The 19369-nt window shown below is 72.0% G+C and carries 1 protein-coding gene and 1 pseudogene; both read left to right on the forward strand.

Annotation, left to right across the window (positions count from 1 at the left end; genetic code table 11):
• Positions 1-6: 6 nt before the first annotated feature.
• Positions 7-8670 carry a type I polyketide synthase gene (locus OO69_RS44250; RefSeq protein ID WP_078652858.1) on the forward strand — a complete coding sequence of 2888 codons (8664 nt, stop codon included), beginning with the start codon at positions 7-9 and terminating at the stop codon, positions 8668-8670.
• 64 nt (positions 8671-8734) lie between these two features.
• Positions 8735-19360, forward strand: a pseudogene (locus OO69_RS53280) (type I polyketide synthase); the annotation flags it as partial.
• Between the last annotated feature and the right edge of the window lie 9 nt (positions 19361-19369).

Consider the following 19369-nt stretch of genomic DNA (forward strand, 5'->3'; position numbering starts at 1 on the left):
GAGGCGCTGGAGGTCCTTTCCGCGGATGGTGTGCGGGTGCGTCGGGTGGCGGTGGACTACGCCTCCCACACCCGGCACGTCGAGGCGATCGAGGAGACGTTGGCCACCGCCTTCGCCGACATCCGCGCCCAGGCGCCGCTGATTCCCTTCTACTCGACGGTTACTGGTGAATGGGTCCGCGAGGCGGACGTCCTCGACGGCGGCTACTGGTACCGCAACCTGCGCAGTCGGGTCCGCTTCGGTCCCGCGATAGCCGCTCTCCTCGCCGAAGGCCACACGGTGTTCGTCGAGTCCAGCGCCCACCCCGTTCTGGTCCAGCCGGTCAGCGAAATCGTCGACCAGACGGACGCCGATGCTGTGGTGAGTGGTTCGCTGCGCCGCGACGAGGGCGGTCCCCGCCGCCTGTTCACCTCGATGGCCGAGCTGTTCGTCCACGGTGTCGCGGTCGACTGGACCGGCATGCTCCCCGAGGGATCCGCCGGCCAGGTCGACCTGCCGACGTACGCCTTCGACCACCAGCACTACTGGCTCCGGCTCGGTCCGGCGGGTGACGCCGCCTCTCTCGGCCTGGCGGGTACCGATCACCCGCTGATCGGGGGAGTCGTGGCGGTGCCAGAGACCGGCGGTGTGCTCTGCACTTCCCGTCTGTCGCTGCGTACGCACCCCTGGCTGGCCGACCACGCCGTGGGTGACACCGTCCTCGTGCCCGCCGGGGCCTTGGTGGAACTGGCTCTCCGGGCCGGTGACGAGGTCGGGTGCGGCACGTTGGACGAACTGGTCGTCGAGGCGCCGCTCGTGCTGCCCGAGCAGGGCGGTGTCCGTGTCCAGGTCGCCGTCGGCGGACCGGCCGAGGACGGTGCTCGTACTGTCGCCGTCTACTCGGCTCGTGAGGACGCCACCGGCGACACCGGTACAGATGCCTGGACCCGCCACGCCACCGGCACCCTCACGGCGGCCGCCGCTCCCGCCCCCGGCTTCGACTTCACCGCCTGGCCGCCCCCCGGCGCCCGACGCGTCGAGACGGACGAGTTGTACTCCGAGTTGGCAGGCCACGGCTATGCGTACGGCCCGGTGTTCCAGGGCGTACGGGCGGTGTGGCGGCGCGGCGAGGAGGTCTTCGCCGAGCTCGCCGTACCGGATGAGGAGCGTGAGGAAGCGGGCCGGTTCGGTGTGCATCCCGCCCTGCTGGACGCCGTACTGCATCCCATGCTCCTGGAGGCTGTGACCGCCGGTGGGGACGCGGGCGAGGGCGGTTTCCGGCAGCCTCTCGGCTGGCACGGGCTGGGGTTGCACGCGGTCGGCGCGACCGTGCTCAGGGCGCGGATCGTGTCCACGGGAGAGGGGACCCTGTCGTTCGAGGCGGTCGACCAGGCCGGTGGTCCGGTCCTGACGGCGGAGGCGGTGGAGTTACGGTCGCTGAGCCCCGAGCAGGTGCGGGCCGGTGCGGGTTCTCCGGCCGACGACGCGCTGTTCCGCGTCGAGTGGACCCAACTGCCCGGCACCGAGAGCGTGTCGGCCGGGACCACGTCCTGGGCCGCGGTGTCCAGCGCGGGCGAGGTGACGGCCCTGGTCGAGGCGGTGGCGGCAGGCGGTGAACTGCCGACCGCCGTGCTGCTGCGGGCCGTCACCGTGGCCGACGACACTCCGGTGGAGGTGACCAACCGGGTTCTCGCGGCCGTGCAGACATGGCTGGCAGCTCCGGGCCTCGACGCGGTCACGCTGGTCGTGGCGACCCTGGGCGCGGTGGGCGCCGGGCCCGGGGGCGCGGTCACGGATCCCGCAGGCGGCGCGGTCTGGGGCCTGATCCGTGCCGCGCAGACCGAGAACCCCGACCGGATCGTGCTGCTCGACCTGGATCCGGAGATCCGGGCCGCCGACCTCGTCCGCGATCCGGATCACCACGGCGACGCCACCGCGGGTCTGCCTGCCGGCCTCGATTCCGTGATCGGTGCGGTGCTCGGCTCGGGAGAACCCGAGGTGGCCGTGCGCGGCGCGGCCCTCTCGATCCCGCGGCTCGCCCGCGCCTCCGGCGCGGGGCGGACGCAGGTGCCGGCGGACCTGGACCCGGACGGCACCGTACTGATCACCGGCGGTACCGGCTCGCTGGCCGGCATCCTGGCCCGGCACCTCGTCGTGAACCACGGCGTACGGCACCTGCTGCTTGTCAGCCGCCGAGGCCGCGCCGCCGCCGGAGCGGACGAGTTGGTCGCCGAGCTGAGCGGACTCGGCGCGGCCGCCGTCACGGTGGAGTCCTGCGACGTCACCGACCGGGACGCGCTGGCGGCGCTCATCGAGGCGATCCCGGCCGAGCACCCGCTGACCGCTGTCGTGCACACCGCGGGTATCGCGGACGCCGGCGTGATCGGCACGCTCGACCCGGCCCGGGTGGCGGAGGTCTTCGCGCCGAAGGTGACGGCCGTCCGGCACCTGGACGAACTGACCCGCGAACTCGCCCCGGAACTCAAGGTGTTCGTCGTCTTCTCCTCCGTCTCGTCCGTCTTCCTCGGCGCGGGCACCGGCAGTTACGCGGCAGCCAACGCCTATCTCGACGCGATTGCCCACCAGCGCCGGGCGGTGGGCCTGCCCGCCACCTCGCTGGCCTGGGGGCTCTGGGAGCAGACCGCCGGCGGTATGGCGGCCGGCATGGACGACCTCACCCGAAGCCGGATGAACCGGCGAGGCGGCGTACTGGCGATGACCCCCGCCGAGGGCATGGAACTCTTCGACGCGGCACTGCGCACCGGCGACGCCCTGCTCGTTCCGGCCAAGCTGGACCTGCGGGCGTTGCGTGCCGACGCGGCGGCGGGCCGTGGTGTCCCGACCCTGCTGCGCGGCTTGGTGCACACCGGCCGACGGCAGGCACGTGCGGCGGCAGGGGAGAGCAGTGGCGGGCTCGCCGCCCGGCTCGTGGGGCTCGCGCCCGACGAGCAGGAGGCACTGCTGCTGCAACTCGTCCGCTCGCAGGCGGCGACCGTGCTCGGGCACCCGGGGCCCGAGAGCGTCCGGACCGAGAGCGCGTTCCGCGACTCCGGCTTCGACTCGCTCACCTCGGTCGAGCTGCGCAACCGCCTGCGCGAGGCGACCGGACTCAAGCTGGCCGCCACGGTCGTCTTCGACCATCCCACCCCGCTCGCCTTCGCCCGCTTCCTCCACGGCGAGCTGGCTGAGGCGACCGGCGCGGCGCCGGCCGCCGGCGAACCGGTCCCGGTCCCGCTCGCCGACCCCGACGAGCCGATCGCGATCGTGGGGATGGCGTGCCGTCTGCCGGGCGGTGTGGCGAGCCCGCAGGACTTGTGGCGGCTGGTCAGCGAGGGTCGGGACGCGATGTCCGGCTTCCCGGACGATCGCGGCTGGGATGTCGAGGGCTTGTTCGACTCGGACCCGGACCAGGCCGGTACGTCGTACGTGAGCCAGGGCGGGTTCCTCTACGACGCGGGCCTGTTCGACGCGGGATTCTTCGGGATCTCGCCGCGTGAGGCCCTCGCGATGGACCCCCAGCAGCGGCTGCTTCTCGAAGGATCGTGGGAGGCGCTGGAGCGGGCCGGGATCGCCCCGGACTCGCTCAAGGGCACGGACGCCGGTGTCTTCTTCGGCGTCATGGGTCAGGCGTACGGAGCGGGCGGCACCGTGCCCGCCGAACTGGAGGGCTTCACCGGCACCGGCGGCATGGGCAGCGTCGCCTCCGGCCGCGTGTCGTACGTGCTCGGTCTGCAGGGCCCGGCGGTGACCGTGGACACGGCCTGCTCGTCCTCGCTGGTCGCGGTGCACATGGCTGCCCAGTCGCTACGGCAGGGTGAGTGCTCGCTCGCCCTGGCCGGCGGCGCGACGGTGATGGCGACGCCGGGGACGTTCGTGGAGTTCTCGCGGCAGCGGGGTCTGGCGGTGGACGGCCGGTGCAAGTCGTACGCGGATGCAGCGGACGGTACGGGTTGGGCCGAGGGTGCGGGTGTGGTCGTACTGGAGCGTCTGTCGGAGGCGCGTAGGAACGGGCATCGGGTGCTGGCGGTCGTACGGGGTTCCGCGGTGAACCAGGACGGCGCTTCCAACGGCCTGACAGCGCCCAACGGGCTTTCGCAGCAGCGCGTGATCCGCAAGGCGCTCGCCAACGCCGGTCTGTCGACGGCGGACGTGGACATGGTCGAGGGGCACGGGACGGGCACGGTCCTGGGCGACCCGATCGAGGCGCAGGCTCTGCTGGCGACGTACGGGCGGGATCGCGATCCGGAGCGGCCGCTCTGGCTGGGCTCCCTGAAGTCGAACATCGGCCACACACAGATGGCGGCCGGTGTCGCGGGCGTCATCAAGATGGTGGAGGCGCTGCGGCACGGCGTGATGCCGCCCACCCTGCATGTCGATGCCCCGTCGTCGCAGGTGGACTGGTCGGCGGGCGCGGTGGAACTCCTGGCGGAGCCGCGGGACTGGCCGGAGACGGACCGGCCGCGTCGGGCGGGCGTCTCGGGCTTCGGCGTGAGCGGGACGAACGCGCACGTGATCCTGGAGCAGGCGCCTGAGCCCGAGCCGACATCTGAGCCCGAGTTTGAGCCGACGGTGGATGTCGTCGGTGGTGTGGTGCCGTTGGTGGTGTCGGCGCGTAGCGCGGGTGCGCTGGCGGGGCAGGCGGAGCGGCTGGCGTCCTTCCTCGCTGCCGAGGAGGTGTCGCTGTCCCCTGTGGCGGGTGCGTTGGTCGCTCAGCGGGCGGTGCTGTCCGAGCGTGCGGTGGTGGTGGCCAGTTCGCGTGAGGAGGCGTTGGCGGGGCTTGGTGCGTTGGCGCGGGGCGAGTCGATCCCTGGTCTGGTCAGGGGGAGCGCCGGCGATTCGGTTCGTACGGTGGTGGTGTTTCCGGGTCAGGGTTCGCAGCGGGTGGGGATGGGCCGTGAACTGTACGAGCGGTACCCGGTGTTCGCGGCGGCTTTCGATGAGGCGTGTGCCGTGCTGGACGCGCAACTGTCGGGCTGGGTGGAGCACTCGGTCAGGGATGTGGTCCTGGGCGAGGCTGGTGATCTGAGCTGGACGGTGTTCACGCAGGCTGGGTTGTTCGCGGTGGAAACTGCGTTGTTCCGCTTGGTGGAGTCGTGGGGTGTCAAGCCGGATGCGGTGATGGGCCACTCCATCGGTGAAATCGTGGCGGCGCATGTCGCCGGGGTGTTGTCGTTGGCGGATGCGGCTGCGGTGGTCGCTGCGCGAGGTCGGCTCATGCAGGCGTTGCCCTCGGGTGGTGCGATGGTGGCCGTGGCGGCTTCGGAGGCGGAAGTCGCAGCGCTGCTGGGCGACGGCGTGGACCTGGCCGCGGTCAACGGTCCGGCGTCGGTGGTCCTTTCCGGCGTAGAGGACGCCGTTCTGGCGGTGGCGGCGAAGCTTGCGGAGCAGGGCCGTAAGACGAAGCGGCTGACTGTCTCGCATGCGTTCCATTCGGTGTTGATGGAGCCGATGCTCGACGAGTTCGCGAACGTGCTGTCCCAAGTGACGTGGTCGGAGCCGGAGTTCGCGGTGGTGTCGAACGTGACCGGGAGGCTTGCGGAGCCGGGTCAGTTCACCGACCCGCAGTATTGGGTGGACCATGTCCGTCGTCCGGTGCGTTTCGCCGACGGCGTGGCGGCCGCGGCGGGCGACGGCGATGTGGTGTTCGTCGAACTGGGCCCTGGTGCGGCGCTGTCGAGTGTCGTGGGGGAGTCCGCCGGTGAGCAGGCGGCTTGCGTCGCGGCTCTGCGGGACGGCCGCCCCGAGACGCAGTCTCTTCTCGCGGCAGTCGCCGAGGTCTTCGTGCGCGGAGGGTCGGTCGACTGGGCGGGCATGCTTCCGGTCGCCGGTGTTTCGCACCTCGACCTCCCGACGTACGCCTTCGACCACCAGCACTACTGGCTCCGCCCCACTCCTGCGGTCGACGCCGTCGCGCTCGGCCTCGCCGGTACGGCGCATCCGATGCTCGGTGCGGTGGTGAGGCTTCCGCAGTCGGACGGGCTGGTCTTCACTTCTCGTCTCTCCCTGCGTACGCACGCGTGGCTCGCCGACCATGCTGTCGGCGGGGTCGTCCTCGTCCCCGGTACCGGACTGGTCGAGCTGGCGGTACGGGCCGGCGACGAGGTCGGGTGCGGCACGCTGGACGAACTGGTCATCGAGGCGCCCCTCGTCGTCCCCGCCCAGGGCGGTGTCCGCGTCCAGGTCGCCGTCGGCGGCCCCGACGAGCACGGCGCACGCGCCGTCGATATCTATTCGACCCGCGACGAGGGCACGGAGGGCAGCGGCGCCGACGTGTGGATCCGTCACGCCACCGGCCGGCTGGTGCGGGAGGCCGTCGCGCGCGCGGCAACGGTCGACTTCGCCGCCTGGCCGCCGCCGGGCGCCGAGCGCGTCGAGGTGGATGTCGACGACTTCTACGCGGGTCTGATCCGGATGGGCTACACGTACGGCCCGGCGTTCCAGGGCCTGCGTGCGGTGTGGCGGCGTGGCGAGGAGGTCTTCGCCGAGATCGCCCTGCCGGAGGACCAGCGCGACAGCGCCACCAGGTTCGGCATCCACCCCGCTCTGCTGGACGCCGCCCTGCACTCCAACGGGTTCATCCAGCCGGTCGACGCCCCTGGCGGAGTGGACCGGTCCCGGACCGTGCTGCCGTTCGCCTGGAACGGCCTGGCGCTGCACGCCACCGGTGCTTCGGTGTTGCGGGTGCGGGTGGCGCCGTCCGGTCCGGACACGGTGTCGTTGCAGGCGGCCGACGAGACCGGCGGTCTCGTCCTGACCACGGACTCACTCGTGTTCCGGGAGGTCTCCGCCGAGCAGCTGGAGGCGGCCGGTGCGGCGGGTGACGACGCCCTGTTCGGTGTGGAGTGGACCGAACTGCCCGCCGCGCCCGCGCGTGCGGCCGTGCCGGTGCCGTCCTGGACACCGGTCGCCACCGCCACCGACGTTGCGGCGCTGGGCGCCCGCGACGAAGTGCCGTTGGCAGTGGTCGTACGAGCGGTCGCCGCGGAGGACGACGACGCGCTCGGACTCACCGCCCGCGTGCTCGGCGTGCTCCAGGCCTGGCTGGTGGCCCCGGCCTTCGAGAGCGGCAAGCTGGTGGTGGTCACTCAGGGCGCGGTACCGGCCGGCGGCGACGGTGACGTCACCGACCCGGCCGGCGCGGCCGTCTGGGGTCTCATCCGCACGGCCCAGGCCGAGAACCCCGATCGGATCGTCCTCCTCGACACCGACGACAGTGCCTTCGAGGGTGACTTGGGCGTGGCGCTGGCCATCGATGAGCCCCAACTCGCGGTTCGCGGCGAGAAGTTGTTCGTGCCGCGTCTAGTGCGTGCCGCCGCCGTCGAGTCGGTCGGGGGCCTTGCTCCGGTTGCCGCGGGCACGGTGCTGGTGACGGGTGGTACGGGGTCGCTGGGCGCGTTGGTGGCCCGTCATCTGGTGTCCGAGCATGGTGCGCGGCATCTGCTTCTGGCTAGTCGGCGTGGTGCGGATGCCGAGGGTGCGGCCGAACTGGTCGCGGAACTGCGGGAGTTGGGTGCGGAGTCGGTGGCGGTGGCGGCGTGTGATGTCGCCGACCGGGAGGCCGTGGCCGCGCTCCTCGATTCCGTCGCCGACGAGCATCCGCTCTCCGGGGTTGTGCACACGGCTGGTGTGTTGGACGACGGGGTGATCGGGGCGCTGACGCCGGAGCGGTTGGCGTATGTGTTCGGACCGAAGGTGGCGGCCGTAGACCACTTGGACGAGTTGACCCGGGGCATGGATCTGTCGATGTTCGCGGTGTTCTCTTCCGCGTCGGGTCTGTTCGGGTCGGCGGGGCAGGGTAACTACGCGGCGGCGAACGCCTACGTGGACGCGGTGGCCCACCGGCGCCGGGCGGCGGGCCTGCCGGGCACCTCACTCGCCTGGGGCCCGTGGGAGCAGACCGTCGGAATGACGGCGGGAACCGAGGCGGCCCAGCGCACCCGTACCAACCGGCGTGGCGGCATCGTGCCGCTCCGGCCGAAGGAGGGGCTGGCCCTCTTCGACGCGGCCCTGAGCGGTGACCGAGCGCTGTTCGTGCCGATCGACCTGGACCTACGGGCCGTCCGCGCCGAGTCGACGACGGGCGGGGGCGTGCCACCCCTGCTGCGGGGCCTGGTCCGAGGCACCCGCCAAGTGGTGCGAGCCGCGTCCGGTGACAACGGTGACGCCCTGCGCCGCCGGCTGGCCGGGCGCGCCCGGGCCGAGCAGGAGGCCGTGCTCCTCGACCTCCTTCGCACCCAGGTGGCGACGGTGCTGGGGCACAGCGGTCCGGAGGGGGTCGTGGCCGGTACGCGGTTCAAGGACGCCGGCTTCGACTCGCTCACCTCGGTCGAGCTCCGCAACCGCCTCCGCGAGGCCACCGGCCTCAACCTGGCCGCGACGGCGGTCTTCGACTACCCGACCCCGCTCGCACTGGCCCGCCACGTACACGCCCAACTCCTCCCGGACGGCGCGAAGAGCGGAACGGAGGTCGACGAGGAGCGGCTGCGTCACGTCTTGGCCTCCCTCCCACTGGCCCGGATCCGGGAGGCCGGACTGCTGGACGCCCTGGTGGAGCTGGCCGCCCTCGACACCGCCGCGCCCGGTGCCGGGCAGCCGGACGAGACCGACGGGCCGGAGACGCTCGCCGGTCTGGGCGTCGACGACCTCGTGCAACTGGCGCTCGGTGACAGCGACGAGGACCTCGAAGGCTGATGCGGTACCTACTGATGAGGACAGCTGAGTGAGTACTTCATATGACAAGGTCGTCGAGGCGCTGCGGAAGTCGCTCGAAGAGGTCGGCTCGCTGAAGAAGCGCAACCGCCAACTCGTCAATGCCTCACGGGAACCGATCGCGATCGTGGGCATGGCCTGCCGCCTGCCGGGCGGTGTGGCGAGCCCCGAGGACCTGTGGCGGCTGGTCACCGAGGGCCGCGACGGTGTGTCCGGCTTCCCGGCCGACCGTGGCTGGGACCTTGACGGCCTGTTCGACGCGGACCCCGAGAAGACCGGCACGTCCTACGTCGACCAGGGCGGATTCCTGCACGAGGCGGGCCTGTTCGACGGCGGCCTCTTCGGGATCTCGCCGCGTGAGGCCCTCGCGATGGACCCCCAGCAGCGACTGCTCCTGGAGACCTCGTGGGAGGCCCTGGAACGTGCCGGGATCGACCCCGAGACCCTGAAGGGCACGGACGTCGGCGTCTTCAGCGGCATCATGGGCGTCGACTACTTCGCGGGTGGCAACGTGCCCCCCGAACTGGAGGGGTTCACCGGCACGGGAGCGGCGGCCAGTGTGGCCTCGGGCCGGGTCTCCTACGTCTTCGGCTTTGAAGGCCCCGCGGTCACGCTCGACACGGCCTGCTCGTCGTCCCTGGTCGCCATCCACCTCGCCGTCCAGGCGCTGCGCCGCGGGGAGTGCTCGATGGCGCTGGCCGGCGGCGCGACCGTGATGGCCACTCCCGGTCTCTTCATCGACTTCTCGCGGCAGCGCGGGCTCGCCTCGGACGGCCGGTGCAAGTCGTACGCGGATGCAGCCGACGGCACGGGCTGGGCCGAGGGCGCCGGTGTCGTCGTCCTGGAGCGGTTGTCCGAAGCCCGGAGCAAGGGCCACCGGGTGCTGGCGGTCGTCCGTGGCTCGGCGGTCAACCAGGACGGTGCGTCGAACGGCCTGACGGCGCCCAACGGGCCTTCGCAGCAGCGGGTGATCCGCAAGGCGCTCGCCAACGCGGGCCTGTCGACGGCTGACGTGGACGTGGTCGAGGGGCACGGGACCGGTACGGTCCTGGGCGACCCGATCGAGGCGCAGGCGCTGCTGGCGACCTACGGTCAGGACCGGCCTGCCGAACGGCCGTTGTGGCTGGGTTCGTTGAAGTCGAACGTCGGTCATACCCAGGCGGCTGCGGGTGTTTCCGGTGTGATCAAGATGGTGCAGGCGTTGCGGCATGGCGTGATGCCGCCCACCCTGCATGTCGATGCCCCGTCGTCGCAGGTGGACTGGTCGGCGGGCGCGGTGGAGGTGCTGGCCGAGGCACGCGAGTGGCCGGAGACGGACCGCCCGCGCCGGGCGGGCGTCTCGGGCTTCGGCGTGAGTGGAACGAACGCGCACATCATCCTGGAGCAGGCACCGGAACCCGAGACAGAACCGGCAGAGCACGCCAACAGCGAGGGCGTCGTGCCCCTGGTGATCTCGGCGGCCTCCGCGGAATCACTGTCCGGACAGGCCGAACGCCTCGCCTCCCTGCTCGAACCGTCGGACAGCGTGACTCTGCCGGACGTGGCGGGTGCGTTGGTCGCTCAGCGGGCGGTGTTGTCGGAGCGTGCGGTGGTGGTGGCCGGTTCGCGTGAGGACGCGCTTGCCGGGTTGGGTGCGCTGGCGCGGAGCGAGTCGAGTGCTCTCGTTGTTACCGGTGGCGGTGCGGGGACTGTTCGTACCGTCTTGGTGTTTCCGGGTCAGGGTTCGCAGCGGGTGGGGATGGGCCGTGAACTGTACGACCGGTACCCGGTGTTCGCGTCGGCCTTCGATGAGGCGTGTGCCGTGCTGGACGCGCAACTGTCGGGCTGGGTGGAGCACTCGGTCAGGGATGTGGTCCTGGGCGAGGCCGGTGATCTGAGCTGGACGGTGTTCACGCAGGCGGGGTTGTTCGCCGTGGAGACGGCCTTGTTCCGTCTTACCGAGTCGTGGGGTGTCAAGCCGGATGCGGTGATGGGCCACTCCATCGGTGAAATCGTGGCGGCCCATGTCGCCGGGGTGTTGTCGTTGGCGGATGCGGCTGCGGTGGTGGCGGCTCGTGGCCGGTTGATGCAGGCGTTGCCCTCGGGTGGCGCGATGGTCGCGGTGGCCGCGTCGGAGGACGAGGTCGCCGGGCTGCTGGGCGACGGCGTGGACCTGGCCGCGGTCAACGGTCCCGCGTCGGTGGTCCTTTCCGGCGTCGAGGACGCCGTTCTGGCGGCGGCGGCGAAGCTCGCGGAGCAGGGTCGTAAGACGAAGCGGCTGAGCGTCTCTCACGCCTTCCACTCGGTTCTGATGGAGCCGATGCTCGACGAGTTCGCCGCCGCGCTGTCTCAAGTGTCGTGGTCGGAGCCGGAGTTCGCGGTGGTGTCGAACGTGACGGGGCGGCTTGTGGAGCCTGGTCAGCTCACGGATCCGCAGTACTGGGTCGACCACGTCCGCCGTCCGGTGCGCTTCGCCGACGGCGTGACGGCCGCGGTAGGCGCTGGCGGAGACGTGGTCTTCGTCGAACTCGGCCCTGGTGCGGCGCTGTCGAGCGTCGTGGGGGAGTCCGCCGGCGAGCAGGCGGCCTGTGTCGCGGCTCTGCGGGACGGCCGCCCCGAGGCACAGACCCTCCTCACCGCCACCGCCGAACTGTTCGTCCGGGGCGTCCCCGTCGGCTGGAGTGGGGTCCTTCCGGCCGGTGCCGGGAACGGCCGGGTCGACCTTCCTACGTACGCCTTCGACCACCAGCACTACTGGCTCCCCGCCACTCCTGCCACCGATGTCTCCTCGCTCGGTCAGGGCAAGGCCGACCACCCGATGCTCGGTGCGGTGGTGAGGCTTCCGCAGTCGGATGGTCTGGTCTTCACTTCTCGACTCGCTCTCCGTACCCATGCCTGGCTCGCCGACCACGCTGTCGGCGGAGTCGTCCTCGTCCCCGGCACCGGACTGGTCGAACTGGCCGTCCGCGCTGGCGACGAGGTCGGCTGCGGCACACTCGACGAACTGGTCATCGAGGCGCCCCTCGTCGTCCCCGCCCAGGGCGGTGTCCGCGTCCAGGTCGCCGTCGGCGGCCCCGACGAGCACGGCGCACGTACCGTCGAGGTGTACTCCGCCCGCGAGGACGCCGAGGCCGGTGCGGCCGACGGAGCCGGTGCGTGGATCCGGCACGCGTCCGGGATGCTGGCGCCGACGACGCTCGCCGCGCCCGCTGCGAAGTTCGACTTCGCCGCCTGGCCGCCGCCCGGAGCCCAGCCGATGGACATCAGCGGCGGCTACGACCTGCTCGCGCGCGCGGGCTACGCGTACGGGGAGTCGTTCCAGTGCGTGCGTGCCGTGTGGCGGCGAGGCGAGGAGGTCTTCGCCGAGGTCGCCTTTCCGGAGGAACTGCGCGACGGCGCGGCCCGGTTCGGTATCCACCCGGGACTGCTCGACGCCGCCCTGCACTCCAGCATGCTCAACGCGGCCGCCGCCCTCCGCGGCCGGGTGCCGGACGACACGCAGGCCGACGAGCCCGTCGTACGGCTTCCGTTCGCCTGGAAGGGGCTGGCGCTGCATGCTGCCGGAGCTTCCTCCATTCGGACGCGGGTCGTGCAACTCGCGCCGGACACCATGGAATTGGAGGCGGTCGACGACGCAGGCGGTCTCGTCCTCAGGCTGGACTCTCTGGTCTCCCGGGCCATCTCCGCCGAGCAGTTGGAGGCCGCGGCCGGCACCGCACCGGGCGGTGACTCCCTGTTCACGGTCGAGTGGATGGAACTGCCCGCCCCGGACCCGGCCCCGGAGACCGGGATGCCGTCCGCCCTGCCGCAGTTCACCATCGTCGAAGCCGTCACCGGTGATGACACCGACGCGCGCGCCGAAACCCCCTACGCACTCACCAGCCGCGTACTGGAGGCCGTTCAGGCCTGGTTGGCCGACGAGACGGCCGATGACGCCTCGCGCCTCGTCGTACGCACCCGGGGCGCCGTAGCCGCCGGCGGTGACGCGGCGCTCACCGACCCCGGAGGCTCGGCCGTTTGGGGCCTGGTCCGGGCCGCGCAGGCGGAGAACCCTGACCGGATCGTGCTCATCGACGCCGAAGTAACTTGCTCCGATGGTGAGTTGAGCTCCGTACTGGACACCGGCGAACCCCAGGTCGCAGTCCGCGGTACCCAGCTTCTCGTCCCCCGGCTCGCTGTGGCCGACGTGTCGGTGCCCGCACCCGATCGCACGGTTCTGGATCCGGAAGGCACCGTCCTGGTGACCGGCGGTACCGGGTCTCTCGGCGCGGTGCTGGCCCGTCACCTGGTCACCCGGTACGGCATCCGCCGCCTTGTCCTGACCAGCCGGCGCGGCCTGGAGGCGGACGGCGCCCGCGACCTAGTGGCCGAACTGCGAGCCCTGGGCGCGGAGTCGGTCGATGTCCCGGCCTGTGACGTGACCCACCCGGAGGCTCTGGCCGCTCTCCTCACCGAGCTTGCCGGGTCCGGGCACCGGCTCACTGCCGTCGTCCACGCCGCGGGCGTCTTCGACGGCGGGGTGATCGGCGACATCAGCCCTGAGCGGATGGCCCGCGCGTTCGCGCCGAAGGTCACCGCCCTTCAGCAGTTGGACGAGCTGACGCGCCAACTCGTCCCGGATCTCGACGCGTTCGTCGTCTACTCCTCCGTCTCCGCTGTCTTCCTGGGCGCGGGCACGGGCAGTTACGCGGCTGCCAACGCCTTCATGGACGGCCTGATGGCCAGGCGTCGAGCCGACGGCCTGCCGGCCCTGTCCCTCGCCTGGGGACCGTGGGAGCAGTCCTCCGGCATGGGCGCCGACCTGGACGAGCTGGCACGCAGCCGGATGAACCGGCGCGGTGGTGTGCAGCCCCTGTCGGCGGACGAAGGCCTGGCGCTGTTCGATGCCGCCCTGCACAGCGACCGTTCCCTCCTCGTCCCGGCCAAGCTGGACCTGCACGCCCTGCGCGCCGCCGCCACGGCCGGCGCCGGGGTGCCGCCGCTGCTGCGCGACCTGGTGCGGCCGGCTCGCCGGCAGGCGGCGCGCGGGGCCACACAGGACGGCGGCAGCGGGCTCGCCGCACGGCTGGCCGGGCTTGCGCCCGCCGAGCGGGAGGCGCTGCTTCTCGACCTCGTCCGTACCCGTGTCGCCGCCGTGCTCGGGCACGCGGGTGCGGCGAAGGTGGTGGCGGAACGGGCGTTCAAGGACGCCGGCTTCGACTCGCTCACCTCGGTCGAACTGCGCAACCGCCTGCGCGAGGCCACCGGCCTCAGCCTCCCCGCCACGGTCGTCTTCGACTACCCCACCCCGCTCGCCCTGGCGCGTTTCCTGGACGGCGAGCTGGACGGGACGGGGGTCGCCCTGACCGCGGCGGGTGCGGTGACGCCGGCTTCGGCGGTCGCGCACGATCCGGACGACCCGGTGGCGGTCGTCGGCATGGCCTGCCGCCTGCCCGGCGGGGTCGCGAGCCCGGAGGACCTGTGGCGGTTGGTCACCGAGGGCCGCGACGGGGTGTCCGGCTTCCCGGACGACCGCGGCTGGGGACTGGACAAGCTCTTCGACAGCGATCCCGAGAACGAGGGGACCTCGTACGTCGACCAGGGCGGCTTCCTGTACGAGGCCGGGCATTTCGACCCCGCGTTCTTCGGGATATCACCGCGCGAGGCCACGGCGATGGACCCGCAGCAGCGGTTGTTGCTGGAGACGTCGTGGGAGGCCCTGGAGCGGGCAGGCATCGACCCGGGCACGCTCAAGGACGCGGACGTCGGCGTGTTCAACGGCATCATGGGCGTCGACTACTACGCGGGCGGCAACGTCCCCGCGGAACTGGGCGGCTTCGCGCTGACCGGCACCGGAGCGAGCGTGGCGTCAGGCCGCATCTCGTACGTGTTCGGGTTCGAGGGCCCGGCGGTGACCGTCGACACGGCCTGCTCGTCCTCCCTCGTCGCCCTCCACCTCGCCGCCCAGGCGCTGCGCCAGGGCGAGTGCTCGCTGGCCCTGGCCGGCGGTTCGACCGTGATGTCGAGCCCGAGCATGTTCATGGAGTTCTCCCGGCAGCGGGCGCTCGCGTCCGACGGCCGCTGCAAGTCGTACGCGGACGCCGCCGACGGCACCGGCTGGGCCGAGGGCGCCGGCGTGGTCGTACTGGAACGTCTGTCGGAGGCGCGCCGCAACGGCCACCCCGTCTTGGCCGTACTGCGTGGCAGTGCGGTCAACCAGGACGGCGCGTCCAACGGCCTCACCGCCCCGAACGGTCCCTCTCAGCAGCGTGTCATCCGCAAGGCCCTCGCGGCGGCCGGTCTGTCGACGGCCGACGTCGACCTGGTCGAGGGCCACGGCACCGGCACCGTACTCGGCGACCCGATCGAGGCACAGGCCCTGCTCGCCACCTATGGGCGCGGCCGGCCCGAAGACCGGCCGCTCTGGCTGGGCTCGCTGAAGTCGAACATCGGCCACGCCCAAGCGGCCGCTGGTGTCTCCGGCGTGATCAAGACCGTGCAGGCGCTGCGGCACGGCGTCATGCCCGCGACCCTCCATGTGGACGCGCCCTCCGCGCAGGTCGACTGGACGGCCGGCGCCGTCGAACTGCTCACCGAGGCCCGGGCCTGGCCGGAGGTCGAGCGGCCGCGCCGGGCGGCCGTGTCCTCCTTCGGCCTGAGCGGCACCAATGCGCACGTGATCCTGGAGCAGGCGCCGGAGCCCGAGCCGACACCTGAGGTCGAGCTGTCGGTGGATGTCGCCGACGGTGCGGTGCCGTTGGTGGTGTCGGCGCGTAGCGCGGGTGCTCTGGCAGGTCAGGCGGAGCGGCTGCTGGCGTTCCTCGGTGACCACGAGGTCCCTCTGCCGGACGTGGCGGGTGCGCTGGTCGCTCAGCGGGCGGTGCTGTCCGAGCGTGCGGTGGTCGTGGCCGGTTCGCGTGAGGACGCGCTTGCCGGGTTGGGTGCGCTGGCGCGGGGGGAGTCGGCTGCGCGGGTGGTGACGGCCGGTGCTCCGTCGTCCGAGGCGCCGAAAGTCGTGGTGGTGTTTCCGGGTCAGGGGTCGCAACGGGTGGGGATGGGCCGTGAGCTGTACGAGCGGTACCCGGTGTTCGCGGCGGCTTTCGATGAGGCATGCGCTCTGCTGGACGCGCAATTGTCGGGCTGGGTGGAGCACTCGGTCAGGGATGTGGTCCTGGGCGAGGCTGGTGATCTGAGCTGGACGGTGTTCACGCAGGCGGGTTTGTTCGCCGTGGAGACGGCCTTGTTCCGCCTGGTGGAGTCGTGGGGTGTGAAGCTGGATGCGGTAATGGGCCACTCCATCGGTGAAATCGTGGCGGCGCATGTCGCCGGGGTGTTGTCGCTTGCCGATGCGGCCGCGGTGGTCGCTGCTCGGGGTCGGCTGATGCAGGCGTTGCCCTCGGGTGGCGCGATGGTGGCCGTGGCGGCTTCGGAGGCGGAAGTCGCCGGGCTGCTGGGCGAGGGTGTGGATCTGGCCGCGGTCAACGGTCCGGCGTCGGTGGTGCTTTCGGGTGTCGAGGATGCCGTGTTGGCGGTGGCGGCGAAGCTGGCGGAGTCGGGGCGTAAGACGAAGCGTCTGACTGTCTCGCATGCGTTCCATTCGGTGTTGATGGAGCCGATGCTCGACGAGTTCGCTGCCGTGCTGTCTCAAGTGTCTTGGTCGGAGCCGGAGTTCGCGGTGGTGTCGAATGTGACGGGGCGGCTTGCGGAGCCCGGTCAGCTCACGGATCCGCAGTACTGGGTCGACCACGTCCGCCGTCCGGTGCGTTTCGCCGACGGTGTGGTGTCGGCGGCGGGCGACGGGGACGTTGTCTTCGTCGAACTCGGCCCGGGTGCGGCCTTGTCGAGTGTCGTGGCCGAATCGGCCGGCGAACAGGCGGCCTGTCTCGCGGCTCTGCGGGACGGTCGTCCCGAGGCGCAGACTCTCCTTACCGCGACCGCCGAGGTCTTTGTTCGCGGTGGGTCGGTCGACTGGGCGAAGGTGTTGCCGGTTGCGGGTGTTTCGCACCTCGACCTGCCGACGTATGCCTTCGACCACCAGCACTACTGGCTCCCGGCGGGCGGTACCGGCGCGGGCGGCGATGTCGCCTCGCTCGGTCTGACCGGCACCGATCACCCCATGATCGGCGCGTTCGTCGAGGTGCCGGAGACCGGCGGTGTGCTCTGCACTTCCCGGCTGTCGCTGCGTACGCACCCCTGGCTGGCCGACCACGCCGTGGGTGACACCGTGCTCATGCCCGGTACCGGGCTGGTCGAGCTGGCGGTACGGGCCGGCGACGAGGTCGGCTGCGGCACACTCGACGAACTGGTCATCGAGGCGCCCCTCGTCCTGCCCGAGCAAGGCGGCGTCCGCGTCCAGATCAGCGTCGGGGGACCGGACGAGACCGGCGCCCGTACCGTCGCCGTCTACTCGACCCCCGAGGACGCCACCGGCGAGCCCTGGACCCGCCACGCCACCGGCACCCTCACGGCGACCGCCGCCGCTGCCGTCCCCGGCTTCGACGGCACCGCGTGGCCGCCGCCCGGAGCCGAACCGGTCGGGATCGAGCCCGAGGACTTCTACGCGGGGCTCCTCGCCCACGACTACATGTACGGGCCGGTCTTCCGCGGCCTGCGGGCGGCATGGCGGCGCGGCGACGAGGTCTTCGCCGAGATCGCCCTGCCCGAGGAGGACCGGACGAGCGCCGTCGGCTTCGGTATCCACCCGGCCCTGCTGGACGCCGCCCTGCACGCCAAGGCATTCCTGGCCGACGACGACGAGCGCACGATGCTGCCGTTCGCGTGGAACGGCCTGACACTGCACGCTGCCGGCGCCGCCACACTCCGGATCCGGGTCGTACGGCCGACGGCCGACTCGCTGGCCCTGGAGGCCTTCGACGAGACGGGCGCACCGGTTCTCACGGCGCAGTCGTTGGTCTTCCGTCCGGTGACGGCCGCCCAGTTGGGCGCGACGGCCGGGAGCGGCGGCGGTTCGCTGTTCGGGGTCGACTGGCCGCAGGCGCCCCGGAGGGTGGAGGCGCCGACGCCGTCCTGGGTGCGGCTGTCCGACGCCGAGGAGGTGGCGACGCTCGCCGACGACGTCCTGACCGGGGCGGCCGAGGCGCCCGAGGCGGTGGTTTTGATGGCCGTCACCGAGGGCGCCGACGACAGCCCGCTGGACCTGACCGACCGGGTCCTGGAGGTCGTCCAGACCTGGCTGGCGGGCGGCGGCCTCGAAGACACGAAGCTGGTGGTGGTGACCCGGGGCGCCGTCGCGGCGGGCGGTGACGCGACCGTCATCGATCCGGCCGGTGCCGCCGTGTGGGGCCTGGTGCGGGCCGCGCAGGCGGAGAACCCGGGACGGATCGTCCTTCTGGACGCTGAAGCCCCCGAAGCCGCTGAAGCCAGCGAAGTCGGCGACGCCGCAGCAGCGGCAGAACCTATCGAACTCTCCCTCAGCGGAGCACAGTTGGGTGCCGTCCTGGCGCTCGGTGAGCCTCAGGCCGCGCTGCGCGGTGCGGGGATCCACCTTCCCCGGCTCGCTCGGGCCGATGTGCCGAGGTCGGCGGACTTGCCCGGCCGTGGAGTGCTGGATCCGGAGGGTACGGTCCTGGTGACCGGTGGTACGGGCTCTCTGGGCGCGGTCCTCGCCCGGCACTTGGTCACCGAGTACGGCATCCGGCGTCTCGTGCTGACCAGCCGGCGTGGCCTGGAGGCGGAGGGCGCCCGTGACCTCGTAGCCGAACTGCGGTCGTTGGGCGCGGAGTCGGTCGAGGTCCCGGCGTGTGACGTGACCGATCCGGAGGCGCTGTCCGTCCTCCTCGCCAAGCTCGCCGGGGACGAGCACCGTCTTACCGGCGTCGTCCACGCCGCGGGTCTCTTCGACGCCGGAGTGATCGGTGACATCGACCGGGAGCGTCTGGAGCGGGTGTTCGCCGCGAAGGTGACGGCGACACGCCTGCTGGACGGGCTGACGCGTGAACTCGTCCCGGATCTGGACGCGTTCGTCGTGTACTCGTCCGTCTCGGCGGTGTTCCTGGGGGCTGGTACGGGCAGTTATGCAGCCGCCAACGCCTACATGGACGGGCTGATGGCCAGGCGCCGGGCCGACGGACTGCCGGCCCTGTCCCTCGCCTGGGGTGTGTGGGAGCAGACCACGGGTATGGCGGCGCACACCGACGACCTCGCCCGGAGCAGGCTGAGCCGACGCGGTGGAGTGCGGTCCATGACCCCCGTGGAGGGCATGGAGCTGTTCGACGCGGCCCTGCGCAGCGACCGTTCCCTGCTCGTCCCGGCCAAGCTGGACCTGCGCGGCCTGCGGGCCGACGCCGCCGCGGGCCGGGAGACGCCCGCGCTCCTTCGCGGACTGGTCGGGGCCCAGCGGAAAGCGGCCCGGCCGGTCGTGTCGGGAGACGAACGCCGCAGGCTCGCCGAGCGGCTGGTGGGACTGTCCCCGGCCGAGCGGGCGGCGACCCTTCTGGATCTCGTACGCGCCCAGGTGGCGGTCGTTCTCGGCTATGGGGCCGACCAGCGGATCGATGCCGACCAGGGTCTCTTCGAGATCGGATTCGACTCGCTCACCGCGCTCGAACTGCGCAACAGGATCGGCGAGTTGATCGGGGCCAAGCTGCCGACCGGACTGGTCTTCGACCACCCGACGCCGGCGCTGCTCGTCGCACACCTGCACGTTCGGCTCTTCGGCGAGGACGCTCCCGTCCTGTCGGGGGTGGCCGTGTGACAGGAGCGA

Source organism: Streptomyces sp. NRRL F-525 (assembly GCF_000716605.1).
GTDB lineage: Bacteria > Actinomycetota > Actinomycetes > Streptomycetales > Streptomycetaceae > Streptomyces.